Raw genomic sequence first — 17422 nt, forward strand, 5'->3', positions numbered from 1 at the left:
ATCTGATGAAAAATTTATTTTATAATTAGCTATAAATTAATGAAGAGTGAATATTAAATCAAAACTCACTAATTCACTCCCTCGCAACTAATCACTCGCTTCGAAGACTTTTGATCGGATTGGTTAACGCCGCTTTAATAGATTGAAAACTGATAGTAACCAACGCAATAACTAACGTAATCCCTGCAGCGAGTGAGAAAACCCACCAGCTTACCGTTGTACGATAAGCAAAATCCTGCAACCATTTATCCATAGCGTACCATGCAATAGGGAATGATAATATAGAAGCGATGATTATCAATTTCAGAAAATCTTTAGAGAGCATGGTAACCAGGTTTTCGACAGAGGCACCCAACACTTTACGGATACCAATCTCTTTGGTGCGGCGTTGTGCTGTATAAATAGCCAAACCCAACAGACCCAAACAGGCGACTGTAAGCGATAAGAACGTAAATACACTAAACACCTTCCCAATAGTTTGATCTGCTCGGTAAAGGGAATCAAATTCGGCATCGAGGAAAGTATACTCGAACGGATTATCGGGCATAAAGGATTTCCATTTGTTTTGGATGCTGCTGATGGTAGCCGCATAATCACCGGGTTTGATTCTTACAGTGATAAAGGAAGTATTTGATCCGTAAGTTTTCGAGGTTTTGTAAAACAAAGCAAACGGTGCAACCTGATCGTGCAGGGATTCTACGTTAAAATCTTTGACCACACCAACCACTTTAAACTGACGGTTATTTCCTCCCGGATAGGTCATGGTTTTTCCAATCGGGTTTTTCCAGCCAATCTGTCGCGCCGCCGATTCATTAATCACAACCGATGACGAGTCGGCGAAATCTTTAGAAAAATTTCTGCCGGCCAGCATTTTCAGTTTTAGCGTAGGTGTAAAAGCTTCGTCAACTATAAAAGATGAAAGCAGAATATTATTCTCACCGCTTTTAACCGCCCCCTGTTCCAGTTCGGGAATATAGGTATCTGCAAATTTGTTTTGGGTTGGGATGCCTGTAGATACACTGGCGCTGATAACGTCTGGCAAACGCAATAATTCCTGGCGAAGGCTCTCTTCACTCTGGCCCAGGCGCTCGGCATTGTTTATGATCAGCACATTTTCTTTAGCGAAACCAAGATCTTTGGTCTGTGTATATCGAAGCTGTTTGTAGACAATAATGGTGCAAATAATGAGCAGGGTAGACACCGTGAATTGAAAAACTACCAGTGCGTTACGCATCAAAAATCCACTCGAATCTTTAAATATGCCGCTACCTTTTAATATGCTTACAGGCTTTAACGAAGTCAGAAAAAACGCGGGGTAACTACCTGCTAATAAGCTGGTAATAAGAATCAACACAAGTATTGCTACAAGTGACTTAATGCTAAACAGCAAACTGATGTTGAGTGCTTTTTCTGACAGTTGGTTGAAGGCCGGTAAGGTAAGAGCAACGATAACGATGGCAATCACCGCAGCAAACAAACAATATAAAATAGCCTCGGCGATAAACTGACCGATAAGCTGCTTACGAGCCGAACCCAACACTTTACGAATGCCTACTTCTTTAGCCCTGCGTGCTGCCTGGGCGGTAGATAAGTTCATAAAGTTAATACAGGCCAAAAGGATAATGAATAAGGCAATGGCCGAGAAGATATACACGTATTTGATATCTCCCGGATTAAAATAACGGGTGCCAATATTTGCAGAATGTAAATGTAATTCTGTTATAGGTTGCAATAAAAGGTCTAATTTGCCGCCTTTCTTTTTAAACTCGGCCCAAGGCTGCCCAATCCGGTTAAATGCGCTAACGGCTTGCTGGTTAACCATGGCCGGGAACTTAGCTTCCAGTTTTTTAATGCTGGCAGCATCATTCGGCACGTTATCTTTTAACTTTACGTAGGTACCCATTTGCAACCACACCCAGCTCCAGCTAAAACGTTTAATAGACGGAATACTTTCGGTAGACTGTAGCACATCAAATTGGAGCGTAGCTTGCGTGGGCAGATCTTTTAAAACCGCTGTTACCACAAACGGCGTAGTATATTCATCAAAGATTAGCGTTTTACCAATGGGGGAAGAAGAACCGAAATATTTCTTTGCCGCCTTTTCAGTCAGCACAATAGAATTGGTACCTTTTAAGCAGGTTGCAGCATCGCCTTCTAATAAGGGATAGGTAAGCACTTGCAGAAAATTAGAATCAACAGCAAGCAGGTTCTTTTCCGTTAATGATTGTTTTTGGCCCTGATTTTCAAAATGAACTATCTCATTGCCCGGCTTAAATATACGGGCGTAGCTCTCAATCTCGGAGAAATTATCTTTGAGCGCTGCGCCAACCGGAGGCGGCGTATGGCCGAGTGTGTAAGCCTCGTTGCCCATTTTGCCATCGAGGTTTACACGGTAAATGCGGTCAGCATTTTTAAAGAAACGATCGTAGCTCAATTCATCCTTAACATACATCCCGATAAACAATACGCAGGCCAGCCCGATAGCTAAACCACTGATATTGATAATACTGCTTATCTTATTGCGACTAAGGTTTCGCCAGGCTATTTTAAAATAATTTTTAATCATGGGTTTGGTTATTGGGCGTTACGCTTAACCTATTACCTTAAAAATCCATACCACACTTACAAATATCTAATAATTAAACATTTAACCACAAACACCCAAACAGAACTGTACGATTGTGCAACATTGAGCGTTCGCTTTCGATACACCAATATTTAAATAGCAAGGCATAAAAAAAGCCGCAGTAGATGCAGCTTTCCGATATCTTGATAATGTTTTGTTAAATAAATTTCACCTTCACTTCGCCTGTTATTGCACGCACTTCTACGGGCACTCCCCCGCCGTACACAGCACCACTTAGTTTCTTACCATCATTGCTCCCGGTAAATTTCTTCGGCATATCTCCGGTTATTGTCTTGCCTTCTACATTAAGGTTGAACCCTTCTTTTGCGGTAAGTGCAATGTTGGCATCCCCACCTGTGGCATTCAATTTAATTGATTTGCAGGCTTTAGATAGTTCCGCGTTGATGGTTCCTGCGGCGGTTGAGGCTGTTAAATGGCACGACATCCTTTTTAGTGTAATGTCACCGGCCGTCGTAGCAGTATTAAATGTACCGTCAATCTCATCGCTTTCTATATTTCCCGAAGCCGTGGTAGCGTCAATATTACCTTTTAAGCGACTAAGATTAATACTTCCCTTATCCGTATTGAGCTTAATTTTCCCCTGGCAATTTACGGCGACAACGTTACCACTAGTAGTGGCAAGATCTATGTCGGGGCTCGAATTAGAAACATTGATATCCCCTCCTGTTGTCCGCCCTTTAACCACACCCGTAATACGTTCTAAATTTACCGCACCCTGGGTAGTAAAGGTTTGGGCACCGTCTAAGTTCACCAAATTAATACTGCCAGTTTTTGATGTTAAATTGCAGGTAACAGAACGCGGTACAAATATTTTGAATGAAATACTAAGGGCCTTTTTCCAGTTGCTATCGCCATATTTGCAGCTCGCAGACACAATAAGCTGATGATTTTTCACGATCATGTCTATCGCATAATCCTGGTCAACCAATCGTCTCAAATCGGCTTTTGAGGCGGTTGCTTCATTAATGGCATCAACGTAAACTTCAATGCTAGGTTTATCGCTGGTTCCAATTACTGCTATATTGCCAGCAACAGTTTTAACGGTAACTCCTCGTAAAGATTCCTTTATTTGTTTAAGTATTATCGGCTCATTGGTCCAGTTAATCTGGGCAAATGATACACTACATATTAATACAAAAAACAGCGTAAAGGCAGGAATTTTCATACAACGAGGGGTTTTAGCCAAATATCTGATTTTTTTGATACTTCGCAGCCCCGGTTGGTAAATTAGTTAGGAGTTTTGAATTAGTGAATTTGTGGCTACAAAAAATCACTAACTCAAAACTCAATCATTCGCTAACTAATTTTATTCGCTTCGCAAGCTCTTAACAGGATTAATTAATGCTGCTTTGATTGATTGAAAGCTAATCGTTACGAACGCGATAACAATAGCCCCAACTCCAGCCAGTGCAATGACCCACCACTGTATGTTTTGGCGATATGCATACCCCTGAAGCCATTGATGCATTGCAAACCAAGCCAGCGGAGCGGCTATAACAATAGATATAAGCACCAGTTTGATGAAATCAAGCGATAGCATAGCTACAATTGATGATACGCCTGCACCCAAAACCTTACGGATACCAATCTCTTTGGTGCGTTGTTCGGCTGCATAAGCTGCCAACCCAAATAAGCCCAAACAGGCAATAATAATAGCCAGTGAAGTAAAGGATACAAATATTTTACCCATACGTTGTTCGGTGCGGTAAGTAGCGTCAAAATCTTCATCCATAAATGAGTATTCGAACTGCTGGTTTGGATTGATTGATTTCCATTGTTTTTCTACCCGGGAAACAAAAGCCGGCATGTCTGCAGATTTAACGCGTATACTCAATGCACCCCGCTCCTCACCCAGCACCATGGTTAACGACGAAACATTTTCGCGCAAGGTATTAAAGTTAAAATCCTTCATGATGCCTATGATGTGATACCCCTTAACATGTTTTGCCTGCTGATCTAAAGGCATATACAAGGTTTTATCTAATGGGTCGGCAAGCCCCAGTTTTTTAGCAGCAGACTCATTGATGATCATGGCCAATGAATCTGTAAGCATCTGCTTTGAGAAATTTCGCCCTTTGATCATTTTAATATCTAACGTATTAACATAATCTTCATCTACATACCACATCTGCGTATTCAATGCGTTCTTAACGTCAAGTGTAGCAGTCTGAAACAACGAATTACTATTGCGGTAATCCATTGTAGGTGTATAACCGGTTAATGTGGCATTTGCAACTTCGGGCATTTGCTTAATCTCATCTTTAAAAGTTTTTGCCTGGTTGCCTAAAGCATACAGGTTTTTCACTACCAGAATGTGGCTACGATTATACCCTAAATCTTTGTTTTGAATGTATTTAAGTTGATTGTAGATTACCAGCGTACCGATAATCAAAAATATTGATATTGAGAATTGAAACACAACCAGAAAACTTCTCAAAAAGCCTCCTTTAAATCCGGCTGCCAATTTGCCTTTCAGTACTTCAATTGGTTGAAATCCCGACAGAAAGAATGCAGGATATGACCCAGCCAAACACCCAATTACCAAAATGATGGCAATAACAGCGGGAACAAGCCAAACCAACGACTGCATGGAGATACTTAACTCTTTACCCGCCATCTGATTAAATATTGGCAATAGCCCCCACGCTATGATCAAAGCAATTATAGTAGACACCATAGTTACCATGATAGATTCGGCCAAAAACTGTGCAATAAGATGCTTGCGCGCCGAACCGAGCACTTTGCGTACCCCAACTTCACGCGCGCGGTTTGCCGAGCGTGCCGTGCTTAGGTTCATAAAATTAACACAAGCTATAAGGAGTATAAACAGAGCGATAGCTAAAAAGATGTACACGTACCTTATGTTTCCATTTGGGCCTAATTCCGCCTGCATATTAGACTCCAAGTGTATTCGCTTTAGTGCTATCGTACTTAGTTTAAAGTAACTGCCGGTTTTGGTAAAATCGTCATAACTCATGTGGATCACATTTTGCAATTGAGGATCCACGTGTTCTTTTACCATTTTAGGAAACTTGCTCTCCAGTACTTTTACGTCGCTCCCTGGTTTAAGCAGTATATAGGTTTGAAAATTATTATTCAACCAGCTTGGCTCTTTACTTTCAGCAAGCGTTATCATCGATATAAAAAAATCGGCGTTTATGTGCGATTGCTTTGGTATATCTTTAATAACCCCGGTAATCTTAAAGTTAACGGTATCGTCTAGCAACAATGTCTTGCCAACTACATTAGTACTATTAAAGTACTTATTAGCCATACGTTCGGTAATTACTACAGCTTTAGGATCTTTTAACGCCGTATTAGGGTCGCCGCTGAGCATCGGGAATGTAAATACAGAAAACACATCCGGGTCGGCATATATAAAATGGTGTTCCTGTATATCCTGATTTCCTTTTTTTACCCTAAAACTTCCATTTTGCCTAAACCTTACGGCTTTTTCTACTTCCGGAAATTCAGCCTGTAAGGCAGCTGCCATCGGGGCCGGGGCAACAGCATAGCTATTTTCAGAGCCACCGAATTTGATGTCGTTATTGACACGATAGATCCGGTCTGCATTAAGATTATACCTGTCATAGCTCATTTCGTCTATCACATAAAATACTATAAGCAGGCAGATGGCCAGGCCGAGAGCCAACCCCAAAACATTAATTAAGGTAAAACCCTTATTTTTCTTCAAGCTGCGAAACGCAGTTTTAATATAGTTCCTAAACATAATCTTATGGATATTTTGTCTGTGATTATCTGTTGTCGATCGTTATTAGGTAGTCTTTTATCTTTTCCTCCGATTCTTTGTTATGCGACCTATTCATTTTTCAAACTCTTAACCGGATTAGTTAATGCTGCTTTAATTGACTGAAAACTAATGGTTATAAATGCAATAAGCATAGCAGTTACAGCGGCAATGGCAACGGTATACCAGTGTATATTTACGCGATAGGCAAAATCCTGTAGCCATTTGTGCATAAAATACCAGGCTAATGGAGTTGATATAACTATGGCAACCAGTATTAATTTAAGGAAGTCTTTAGTGAGCAAGCCAACAATTACAGACACACTTGCACCTAATACCTTGCGTATCCCAATTTCCTTAGTGCGTTGTTCGGCAGCGTAAGCGGCAAGCCCAAATAGTCCTAAACAGGCAATTAGAATAGCTAACGATGTAAACACAATGAATATCTGCCCTATGCGTTGTTCGGAACGATAAGTGGCCTCAAAATCCTGATCCATAAACGAATACTCAAAATGAGCAGATGTTAACGAACTCCACTTGCTTTTGATCTGATTGACCAATGCAGGTAAATTTGAACTATTTACCCTAACACTTACATTACCGTTATCATAATTAAACCTCATTATAACCGGGGCAATGTTTTCGTGCAATGAATTAAAATGAAAATCCTTAACCACACCAACAATCTGATAGGCTTTAACGTGTTCGTGATTACCATCTACAGACTGATACAGCAGCTTACCTACCGGATTGCTCATGCCCAAAAACCTGGCGGCAGTTTCGTTGATGATCAATGCCGAAGAATCCGTTGCCATACTGGTAGAAAACTCGCGACCGGCAATCATTTTCATTCCAAGGGTTTTAATATAGTCTTCGTCGATAGACCAGGTTTGCGGGAAAATGGCGTTTTTCTGATCCGTAGTGCCTGCCTCTTTATAAAAAATGGAAGTATTACGCGCCTGACCAGTTGGCAAGTATCCGGATAGTGTAGCGTCGCTAACACCTGGCAACTGCTTTACCTCCTGCTTAAAGGTTTGAGAGTGTGTATTTAACTCATAGGCATTTTTAATTACCAATACCTGATTGCGATTATAGCCCAGGTTTTTTGATTGGATATAATTCAACTGGTTATAAATAACCAGTGTACCAATAATTAAAAAGATGGAAATTGAAAATTGAAACACCACCAGAAAATTTCGTAGGTTACCGCCTTTAAACCCAGCGGATAATTTGCCTTTAAGTACATTAACTGGCTGAAAACCTGATAAAAATAACGCGGGATATGATCCGGCCATAAAGCCTACTATTAATATAATAAGTAAAGATGCAGGCAGAAGCCATGCGAAAGTACCAAGCCCTATGCTTATTTCTTTACCTGCCAGTTGATTAAACGCAGGTAATAGCGCATAGGTAGCAAAAAGAGCAATTATTGTTGAAACCAGCGTGATCATGTTCGACTCAGCCAAAAACTGGATTACCAGGTTGCCGCGCGAAGAACCCAATACCTTACGCACTCCAACCTCGCGGGCGCGGTTAGCAGAACGAGCAGTAGACAGATTCATGAAGTTTACACATGCTATTAGCAGAATAAACAGGGCAATTGCCGAAAATATATAAATATACTGCGCTGATGAATTGGCACCCAATTCGCCACTTATATTAGAGTGCAGATGGATATCTGTAAGCGGGATGAGATTCATACGGAAATAGCTGCCGCCTTTTTCAAAATCATCTATACTCATTTTCATGTCAGACTGCATTTCACCGGCAGAATATTTTCGGAGAAAAGCCGGGAATTGTGCCTCGAGCTTTTTCGGATCCGCTCCCTTTCTGAAAAGCACATAGGTATTATAATCGCTACGCAACCATTTATCAGATTTACTATCTGGAAACGAAGACATTGAAATGAAGAAGTCGAAATTAAAATGCGATGTTTTCGGAACGTCTTTTATTACCCCTGTAACCTTGAAGCCTCCCTGATCATTAATCACCAGCGATTTGCCAACCACGTTTGTACTGTTAAAATATTTTAGCGCCGTGGTTTCTGTAATAACAATAGAGTTTGGCTCTTTTAGCGCAGTTGACGCATTACCATTTATCATGGGTAAAGTGAATACGTCAAACAATGAAGGGTCTGCAAAGGCAACTCGGTACTCAAGAATGTTCTCACTGCCCTTTTTAACATGTATACTGTAGGCATTTTTTAATCTTACCGCATTCTCTACTTCGGGGAAATCTGTTTTTAAAGTTTGGGCCAATGGTGGCATACATACAGCGTACTGCACGCTGTTGTTACCCAGTTTCAGATCTTCGTTTACGCGGTAAATACGATCAGCCTTAGTATTATAACGGTCGAAACTAAGCTCGTTAACCACATATAGTACAATTAATAAACAGGCGGTAAGGCCTAATGCCAAACCAAGTATATTAATTGCAGTAAAACCTTTATTTCTTTTTAAACTGCGAAAGGCAGTTTTTAAATAATTTTTAAACATAACGTATCGGTATTAATGTATAATTCTGTTAGATGCGGTCAGTCATTTGTTTTAATTCCTTATCCCTCAATCTTATCTTCAGTTATCAGATACTATTCGTTCTTCAAGCTGTTAACAGGGTTGGCCAGGGCTGCTTTAATTGATTGAAAGCTAATGGTGAGCATTGCAATTATTACTGCAGCACCACCCGATAAAGCGAATACCCACCAATTGATGCCTACACGGTATTCATAATTATTTAGCCATTGCGACATGCCTAGATAAGCTAGCGGAAATGCTACCAAACACGATACGCCGATGAGTTGCAAAAAGTCTAACGATAAAAGGGTAGTTATGCCTGTAACCGTAGCGCCGAGCACTTTGCGGATGCCAATCTCTTTAATGCGGCGTTCGGCAGTGTAAGCGGCTAAACCGAATAAACCAAGGCATGATATGATAATCGCTAATAGTGCAAATACTCTCGATAATTCGCTTATTAATGTCTCGGTTAGAAACCGTTGATTAAACTGATCATCGACAAAATGATAATCGAAGGGATAGCCGGGATTATATCTTGATACAATATTTTTAATTTCTGCTACTCCTTTAGTAATGTCTTTTTGTCCGTTCAACTTCACGTACATAACATAAGCATCCTTTGGCTGAACAATATTAAATATCACCGGATCGGGCGTGCCGTACATGTTACCATATACATAGTCATTAACTACCCCCACAACTCTTAACTTCATCGTCGGATCGCCTTCATTATAAAGCAATTTATTAATGGGACTTTGTTTGCCCATTAATTTGGCCATAGACCGGGTTATAACGATATTGGTAATCTTCGAGCTGTTTTCTGTAGCTACTAATGAGTCGGGAACCTGCAGACCGCGACCTTCGATAATATGCATTCCGGATGTAGCGAAAAACTCTGGAGTAACACTCCGCCCGGAGACTAGCACTTTACTGCCTGCTGCTTTTCCCTCCCAGGATAATTTATCGGTATTATTACCATCGCCAAGTGTAGTGTGATCTGATAGCGCTGCGTTAACTACGTAACCGGTATTAATCATATCTTGCTTAACCGGGATAAAGTTCTTGGCAAGGCTGCCATGCACAGCTACCTCGAGAAGATTATCCTTGTTTAATCCTAAATTTCGAGACTTAACATGTTGTATTTGCTGGTAGATTACAATAGTGCCTACAATTAATATAATAGATACCGAGAACTGAATTACCACCAATGCTTTCCTGATAAACGCTGCGCCACTATCTTTTAACTTCACTCCCTTCAGTACAAATACCGGATTGAAGGACGATAAATAGAATGAGGGGTAACTACCTGCAACCAAGCCGCATATCAGGGTCATAGCCAATAATGCACCAATGTGTAAAGGTTTATCTAAGCCAAGAGTTAATTGTTGCTGAACCAGTATATTAAAGAATGGCAAGGTTAGCGTTATGATTAAAACTGCCAAAAAGCTTGCAGCGAAAGCCAAGATTAATGCTTCGCCAATGAATTGGGCAATCAACATCTTCTTGCCCGCGCCGAGCACCTTACGCACACCTACCTCGCGGGCCCGTTTCTCACTACGGGCTGTTGCAAGATTCATAAAGTTAATGCACGCTATAAGTAAAATTATCCAGGCTATAATGGCGAATAGATTTACATATTCAATTTGTCCGCCAACTTGCTTTCCATTTTCGAAGCCCCAATGCAAATGCCAGCTTTTCATATTAAACAAAAACGGATGGCTGATAGACTGCGGAGCACGACGCTGAACAAAATTCTTCAACTGCTTATTAACGGCTTCCGGATCGACACCGGGTTTTAACTCTACATAGGTGGTGATACCGCTATTATCCCAACTCTTCATCCATGGATTTTGATTGTAGGTTATTTGGAATGGCGCAACCCACTCAAATTGCATACTCGAGTTCCGCGGAATATCCTTTATCAGTCCGGATACTACATAGTCTTGTTTATTATCGACACGAATTGTTTTACCAACAACATTTCGATCCGTACCAAAAAACTTCAGGGCTGTGCTTTGGGTTATAACAAGTGAATGTAACTGTGAAAATGCAATTTGGGCATTCCCCTCCATGAATGACAGCGTAAACATGCTGAACAACGATGGTTCGGCATACTTACCGCTGGCATACATGGACCTATCGCCCACACTAAACAACATTGAGGTCTCGCCCTCAGAAGTGCGGCAGGTTTGCGCAATTCCAGGAATTTCTGACTGCATTGCAGCCGCCAACGGCGCTTGGGTTGAAGTATGGGTGAATATAGATTTATCATAGGGTTGATTAACCATTGTTAGATAAACCTGATCTTTTTTTGTGTTAAATTGATCGTAGCTCAACTCATTTTCAACCCACAAAAAAATAAAAGATGCGCAAGCTATACCTATGGCAAGACCAAAAATATTAAGAAAACTATATCCTTTGTTTTTGTACAAACTGCGGAAAGCGGTTTTAAAATAATTCTTAAGCATAGGTATATGGTTTAGTGGTGACTATTGAAATTGAATAAGTGAGTTAGCAATTTGGTAACCCACTCATTCGAAATCCTGTACTTGCCTTATATCATAATGTTCTCCATCACGGTATGGCCGTCCAACAGTCGGATAATACGGTGACTGTAGCGGGCATCGTGCTCCGAGTGGGTTACCATTATAATGGTTGTTCCTTGTTCGTTTAAGTCGGTTAACAGTTCCATTACCTCGTTACCATTGCTGCTATCAAGGTTACCTGTGGGCTCATCCGCCAGTATTAATTTAGGGTTATTGACTACAGCACGGGCAATGGCCACACGTTGTTGTTGACCACCAGATAGCTGTTGTGGGTAATGGTTGCGGCGGTGCATAATCTGCATTTTGTCTAACACTGCTTCTACCCTCTTTACACGTTCAGAGGCGGCAACGCCGGTATATATTAAAGGCAACTCAACGTTTTCGAATACGGTAAGCTCATCAATAAGGTTAAAGCTCTGGAAAACGAAACCGATATTATGCTTGCGCAAATCGGCACGTTTACGCTCGTTAAAATGAGCTACCTCGGTGTCGTTAAAAATATAACTGCCTGCATCCGGATCATCCAGCATACCCAGTATGTTTAGCAATGTTGATTTGCCACAGCCCGACGGGCCCATTATGGCTACAAACTCGCCTTTGCGCACCTCCATGCTTAATTTGTTTAGTGCAATGGTTTCTACTTCTTCGGTGCGGTAAAATTTTTCCAGATCAGTAATCTTTATCATTTGGCCTCCTTACCCGTGTTAGGGTGATTTTTATTTAGGTTAATATTTTATGTTCGGTTATCTTGTTGTGTTGTCGGTTGTCTGTTTTCTGTTGTCAGAAATTCTATTCCCCGTTTCTTTTGTCTTTTAAGCTCCCGTGCTACTTCTTCAGTACCAACTCCTGCATGTCGCCGTAGTTGTCATAACCTGACGTTACAACTTTATCGCCTGGTTTTAAGCCTTGCAATATTTCGTAGTAATCCGGGTTTTGGCGGCCAAGTTGGATATCGGCGCGGTAAGCAGTTTTGCCATCTTCGCTCAGTTTAAATATCCAGTTACCACCGGTTTGCTGGTAAAAACCACCTTTAGGTACTAATAGCGCCTGCGTTTCGTCGCTCAAAGCCAGTCTGATCTGCAGTGTTTGCCCGCGGCGGATGGTTTTAGGCACTTCGCCTATAAATTGCATATCTACCTGGAAACGCCCGCTGGTTACCTGTGTAAATATCTTTTTGATCTTTAGCTTATATGTTTTATCGCCCAGGGTGAAGTCGCCCATCAGGCCATTAAAAATACGGGTTATATAGTGTTCGTCAATATCCACACGTACTTTATAGCCGGTTAAAATATCGATTTGCCCTAAACGCTCTCCTTGTTTTTTATTCTGGCCAATTTCGGCATCCATCGAAGTCAGCTGACCGTCAACCGGAGCACGAACAATCAGGTCACCTACCTTTTTACGCATTAGTTCTAAGGTCGATTTCATGTGAGCGTATGACTCTTTCATTTGTACCGACTGTGCTTTGGTTGATGCGGTATCCTGGGTAAGGATCTGCATGTTCAGTTTTTTGCGCCTAACCTGATAGTTATAATCGTTTTGTGCTTTTTGAAACTCCTGTAAACCGATAGCTTTTTGACCATATAATTTCTGATCCAGTTTGTAAATACGTTCAGATTCTTTAAGCGCATTATCAACATCAGCCATCTGATTTAATTTACCGATAGTATTCTGTTGAGCGTTGTCGCGCGATATCTGCATTTGAGTAAGCACGTTAAATACGGCTGTTTCCTGATTAGCCAGGTTAAGCTCAAGGTCGGTATTAGCCAATTTCATTATGGGCTGTCCCGCTTTCATCTCAGTACCGTCTTCAACAAATTTTTCTTCAACACGGCCTCCTTCTATCGCATCAAGATATATGGTATTAATGGGCATTACTACTCCGTTAACAGGTATAAATTCCTGAAACGGGCCTTTATGTATTTCACTTATCGTAATACGTTCTGTATCTACATTTAATTTACTTTTTCCGGAGGTAAACAAAATACTTCCGCCAACAAGTATTACCACTGCTGCAATACCTGCAATGGTCATGATACGCTTGGTATTCCACTTCTTTTTTTCAATTTTTCTGTCCACAGCTATAATATAATTTTCAAAGTACTATCAAAAACACATGCCACAATATAAATAACTAATAATCAATAACATAAAACCATATAACTGTATTTGAGCGTTCGCTTCTGTTACAGCATGTGTACGATATCGATACACTGTTGCCTTTGCTATAATTAAACATGGTTACGACGTACCAGGCAAAAAATTGAGGAGGTAAAAGATAAATATTTAAGGAAGGTTATTTTGCACTGTTTTTTATCAAAAAATTCAACTTTTAAAGTAAAAAATAAACAAATCTCATTTTTTAATCAAAAAAATATTAAATTCTATATTGATAAATTTATATTATTTAAAAATCACAGTTAAAATTTAATCTTAAACGAAATATTTAGCCAAAATTTAATCGTTTTGACATTTTTATTAAAAAAATCTTAGAAAAATCAATACAAAATTGCAACAACTATCAAAATACTATAGATTATATTTTATAATAATAACAATTAAGTGAATTTAATATTAAAATAATCACAAATAATTGTTAACGTCGTTAGAGTTATTTTACAATTCGCTAAAAATATTCAGTCACATTGTAATTGAAATGTTACACCATATCTTGTATGTGTCAATCTAACTAACTGACTTAATTAAACAAGTATGAAAAAACACTTACTCAAGAACTTACTTTGGGTTTTGATGTTACTGTCTGGCAATTTAGCCTGGTCACAAACCCGTACTGTAACAGGTACCGTAACAGCTCAAGACGACGGTTTGCCCATCCCAGGGGTAACCGTAACAGCCAAAGGCACACGGGTTGGAACCCAGACATCAGCCGAAGGTAAATTCACATTAAACGTTCCTTCAGGAGCAACAACTCTGGTTTTTAGTTTTATTGGTTACAGCACCACCGAAGTACCAATTGGTGGCGGACCGGTAATGGTAAAGCTAGCTACCAACAACAAACAGCTAAATGAAGTTGTGGTAACCGGTTCGGGTGTTGCAACCAGCAAGGCCAAATTGGGTATTTCGCCTGAGAGTATATCTGCTAAAAACTTACCGGCGGCACCTTCTGCGTCTGTTGACCAAGCCTTAGTTGGTAAAATACCCGGCGCTCAGATCTCCTCTGTAGATGGTACACCGGGTGCGCGGACCAACATCTTGCTTCGTGGTATTAATACCATACAGCGAGGTACCTCACCAATGATTTTGGTAGATGGAGTTGAATCTGGCGCTACAGACATTAGCCTTTTAGACCTTAGTAACGTTGACCACATTGAGGTTGTACAAGGTGCAGCGTCATCAACCATTTATGGTGCGCAAGGTGCAAACGGTGTTATCCAGATCTTCACCAAAAAAGGTATGCAGGGCAAAATGCAGATCAATGTATCTAGTAGCGTAGCAGCCAACAGCATTATCAACAGCGGCGATGTACATCAGGCCAAAATGAACAGCTTTAAAACCGATGCCAACGGAAACTTTGTTGATGGCAGCGGTAACATTATCCAACTTGATGAAGACGGAACATATAACGGCGTAACCTGGGCTTATGGCGCTGGCTCTAACCCTACGGCAATGGCAAACCCATTAAACATAGCCAACAAACCATATGGTACCAACCTTAAGTACTACGACCATATCGACCAGTTATTTAAAACTGCTTACACTACTAACAACAGCGTAAATATATCTGGAGCCAACGAAAAAGTTGATTATAACTTCGGAGTATCAAATAACCATCAACAAAGTACTATTCGCACTAACGGTTATAACGATCGTACTAACTTAACTATGAACCTAGGTATGGAACTTTTTAAAGGCTTTACCCTGCGTTCTACCACGCAATTAATTTATAACAAAAACACCCTTAACCCTAGTATGGGCGTCGGTAACAGCGGGTCTATCTTCTCTGCCCTAAACGCATCGCCGTTCTACGATTTCAATCAAAAATTGCCCGATGGCACGTACCCTAACTCATTAAACTCTGGTACTGTGAGTGTTAACGGCTCGAACCCGTTTTATCTTACCGAGTACTCTAACAATAAGGATAACCGTGTTGACATCTTACAAAACATTCAGGCTAATTATAAAATCAATCACTTTGTTGAGTTGAACGCCAAATATGGCTTGAACCACAGCAACCGCGATGTAAATTGGACATTCTTAAATCAGTCTGGCAATGCCAACTCTAACGATTTGGAATCTTGGACCTATTACAACAACGGCAATGACAATACCGGTGAGTTAGACAAGTTTAACTACAAAACCACTTTCCAAAACTTTAACGGTTCGGCTATTATCCGTACAGACTTCGAGAAAGACTTTCATTTAAACGTGCCGATCACTACATCGACATTATTACAATATGACTACCGTAAAACCAATTACCAGGAGTTCTTCACTTATGGTTATAGCTTGCCAAGCTATCCTATTTACAACTTCCAGCAAACATCAACCCAACAGGTTACCAGAGATTACACTGAACCGTTTGTTACCTACGGTTATGTAGTTAACCAAAAAATTGACTTTGGCGATTTTGGTGGTGTTGCAGGTGGTTTCAGAAGTGATTATTCATCGGCATTTGGGCAGGGTTCTAAACCGTTTACGTTCCCCAATGTAAATGCTTACATCCGTCCATCATCCTTCGGGTTCTGGAAAGACGGCAGCCTCGGCAAAATATTCCCTGAGTTTAAATTGAGAGGCGCTTATGGCGAGGCAGGTATCCAGCCACAACCATTTGACCGCTACCCAACCATTGTACCGGGTAACTTAGGATCTAACCTTGCGTTCTCATTACCTAACGCTCAAAATAACCCCAATATTAACGTAGAGGTTTCGAAAGAAACCGAGTTTGGTACCGATTTCGCAATTAAAGGCTTTAGCGGTGGATGGTTCTCCGATTTTAACTTTAGCGGCACCTATTGGAAACGTAAGGGTAACAACATTATTTACAATGTGAGTGTTGCACCATCAACAGGCGCGTCAACCTTGAAAAATAACGCGATCGACATTTCTTCACATGGTATTCAGGCTTCATTAAACATGAATATTTACAAAGCTAAAGACTTTAACTGGAATCTTACCACCAACTTCAGTAAGCAAACCTCGAAGATTGATAAGATCAATGGTCCACCGATTATCTTAACAACATCTGCAGGTAGCTCATCTCTGGTATTAACTGCAGGCTCTAAAATAGGTCAGTTATATGGTTATAAAGTAATCAGAAGCCTTGATGAAAAAAACCAGGAAGGTGTGCCTTACATTCAGCCAGCCGACTATGGCAAATATGAAATTGTTAATGGCATGGTTGTAGATAAAACTACTAAGGGTATCCAGTTCACCAACGAAGCCTATGCTTTCGGCGATCCTAACCCTAAGTTTAACATGTCGTTCATCAACTCATTTAACTATAAAGCGTTGAGCTTTGGTTTCCAGTTTGATTGGGTACATGGTAGCCACCTGTATAACCAAACCAGGGAGTGGATGTACCGCGATGGTATCAGCAGTGATTACGATACTCCTGTCACCATTGCTGGCACAACGGCTGCATATACTGCTTTTTACCGCAGTGCATACGCCGATTATTTTGGCGCACGTAACGGCCCGGCACGTAATGGCACTAAAGATTACTTCTACGAAGATGCTTCTTTCGTTCGTTTAAGAAACGTTTCATTGGCGTACGATTTCTCAACCCTGATCAAAAACAAAATTTTCAGAAAGGTACAGCTGGTATTTACAGGCCGCAACTTGCTGACATTTACCGACTACAAAGGCTTCGATCCTGAGATCAGCTCTGGTAGTTCATCTGGTGCCAGCCAAAACTCGGCATTTGACCGTGGCGTTGACAACAGTTCATCTCCAAACCTTAAATCGTACCAAATTGGTTTAAACCTTGGATTTTAATTGACCTTTAAAT

The 17422-nt window shown here is 40.6% G+C and carries 8 protein-coding genes; 1 reads left to right on the forward strand and 7 read right to left on the reverse strand.

Going from position 1 to position 17422, the window contains the following annotated elements; genetic code table 11:
• Positions 1-91: 91 nt before the first annotated feature.
• From GSY63_RS22920 to GSY63_RS22950, 7 genes are all read right to left on the reverse strand, one after another.
• Entirely contained in the window at positions 92-2566 is a 2475-nt protein-coding gene (locus GSY63_RS22920) for an ABC transporter permease (RefSeq protein WP_166588175.1), read from the reverse strand.
• A 217-nt stretch (positions 2567-2783) separates the two neighbouring features.
• Positions 2784-3812: a DUF4097 family beta strand repeat-containing protein gene (locus tag GSY63_RS22925; RefSeq protein WP_166588176.1), complete on the reverse strand. Its 1029-nt coding sequence runs from the start codon at positions 3810-3812 to the stop codon at positions 2784-2786.
• A gap of 141 nt (positions 3813-3953) precedes the next feature.
• Complete coding sequence (locus GSY63_RS22930; protein ID WP_166588177.1) at positions 3954-6377, reverse strand: ABC transporter permease; 2424 nt, start codon at positions 6375-6377, stop codon at positions 3954-3956.
• A gap of 89 nt (positions 6378-6466) precedes the next feature.
• Positions 6467-8890, reverse strand: coding sequence for an ABC transporter permease (locus GSY63_RS22935; RefSeq protein WP_166588178.1), 2424 nt, complete (start codon positions 8888-8890; stop codon positions 6467-6469).
• A 92-nt stretch (positions 8891-8982) separates the two neighbouring features.
• Complete coding sequence (locus tag GSY63_RS22940; RefSeq protein WP_166588179.1) at positions 8983-11376, reverse strand: ABC transporter permease; 2394 nt, start codon at positions 11374-11376, stop codon at positions 8983-8985.
• An 86-nt stretch (positions 11377-11462) separates the two neighbouring features.
• Positions 11463-12140: an ABC transporter ATP-binding protein gene (locus GSY63_RS22945; RefSeq protein ID WP_166588180.1), complete on the reverse strand. Its 678-nt coding sequence runs from the start codon at positions 12138-12140 to the stop codon at positions 11463-11465.
• A 139-nt stretch (positions 12141-12279) separates the two neighbouring features.
• Positions 12280-13533: an efflux RND transporter periplasmic adaptor subunit gene (locus tag GSY63_RS22950; RefSeq protein ID WP_166588181.1), complete on the reverse strand. Its 1254-nt coding sequence runs from the start codon at positions 13531-13533 to the stop codon at positions 12280-12282.
• 633 nt (positions 13534-14166) lie between these two features.
• On the opposite strand from GSY63_RS22950, the gene GSY63_RS22955 reads away from it, so the two are divergent.
• Entirely contained in the window at positions 14167-17409 is a 3243-nt protein-coding gene (locus GSY63_RS22955) for a SusC/RagA family TonB-linked outer membrane protein (protein WP_166588182.1), read from the forward strand.
• Positions 17410-17422: the final 13 nt, after the last annotated feature.

It is taken from the genome of Mucilaginibacter agri, assembly GCF_009928685.1.
GTDB lineage: Bacteria > Bacteroidota > Bacteroidia > Sphingobacteriales > Sphingobacteriaceae > Mucilaginibacter > Mucilaginibacter agri.

Coding starts and splice junctions, on each gene's coding strand:
- GSY63_RS22920 (WP_166588175.1), bottom strand. CDS start 2,566: ATGATTAAAAATTATTTTAAAATAGCCTGGCGAAACCTTAGTCGCAAT.
- GSY63_RS22925 (WP_166588176.1), bottom strand. CDS start 3,812: ATGAAAATTCCTGCCTTTACGCTGTTTTTTGTATTAATATGTAGTGTA.
- GSY63_RS22930 (WP_166588177.1), bottom strand. CDS start 6,377: ATGTTTAGGAACTATATTAAAACTGCGTTTCGCAGCTTGAAGAAAAAT.
- GSY63_RS22935 (WP_166588178.1), bottom strand. CDS start 8,890: ATGTTTAAAAATTATTTAAAAACTGCCTTTCGCAGTTTAAAAAGAAAT.
- GSY63_RS22940 (WP_166588179.1), bottom strand. CDS start 11,376: ATGCTTAAGAATTATTTTAAAACCGCTTTCCGCAGTTTGTACAAAAAC.
- GSY63_RS22945 (WP_166588180.1), bottom strand. CDS start 12,140: ATGATAAAGATTACTGATCTGGAAAAATTTTACCGCACCGAAGAAGTA.
- GSY63_RS22955 (WP_166588182.1), top strand. CDS start 14,167: ATGAAAAAACACTTACTCAAGAACTTACTTTGGGTTTTGATGTTACTG.